Below are 845 nucleotides of genomic sequence, written 5' to 3' on the forward strand. Positions count from 1 at the left end.
CGGGCGCCGAGCACGCGCGGCTGGCCATCGAGGCGCTGCGCACCGGCGGCCCCGTTCTCGCTCTGCACGCCAGGGCCGAGGAACCGCAGGAGGACGGCGCCCCGGAACCGGTGGGTGTGGAACTGCTCATCGCGCTCCGCGACCGGCCCGGCGTCCTGCCCGCCGTCGCGGGTGTCCTGGCGCTGCACCGGCTGACCGTACGGGCGGCCGATCTGCGCGCCGTCGAGCTGCCCACCGAACTGGGCCGGCAGACGGCCGTCCTGTTGCTGACCTGGCGGGTGGCGGCCGAGTACGGATCCCTGCCGCAGGCCGCGCGGCTGCGCGCCGATCTCGTACGGGCGCTGGACGGCTCACTGGACATCCGCGCCAGACTGGCCGAACGGGAGGCGGCCTACCCGCGCCGCCGCGGTGTCCAGGCGCCGCCGCCCCGGGTGCAGGTGGCCCCCACCGGGTCCCGGCTGGCCACCGTGATCGAGGTCCGCGCCCACGACGCACCTGGCCTGCTGCACCGGATCGGCCGGGCGCTGGAGACGGCCGGGGTGACGGTGCGCAGCGCGCATGTCTCCACGCTGGGGGCGAACGCGGTGGACGCGTTCTACGTGACGGGACAGGACGGGGACCCGCTCCCGCCGGGCGACGCGGCCGGGCTGGCCCGGCAGCTGGAGGCCGAGCTGCGGGAGTGACCGCGGGGGTGGCCGCCGGGCGCGACCGCGGTGGAGTGACCACCGTGGGATGGCTGCGGGAGGCGACCGCTGGGCGTGACCGCCGGGGGTGATCCCTGAGGGCGACCGTTGGGCGTGACCGCGGGGGGCGACCGCGTGGGTGATCGTGGGGGTGGCCGCGGG

Annotated in this window: 1 protein-coding gene; it reads left to right on the forward strand. The window is 77.5% G+C overall.

Annotation, left to right across the window (positions count from 1 at the left end; all coding sequences use genetic code 11):
* Positions 1-683 (forward strand): ACT domain-containing protein (locus G3I19_RS36660; RefSeq protein ID WP_164267967.1); only part of this gene is annotated, 683 nt, incomplete at its 5' end.
* Positions 684-845 lie beyond the last annotated feature (162 nt).

The organism is Streptomyces sp. SID10853 (assembly GCF_010548145.1).
In the GTDB taxonomy this organism is placed as follows: Bacteria; Actinomycetota; Actinomycetes; order Streptomycetales; family Streptomycetaceae; genus Streptomyces.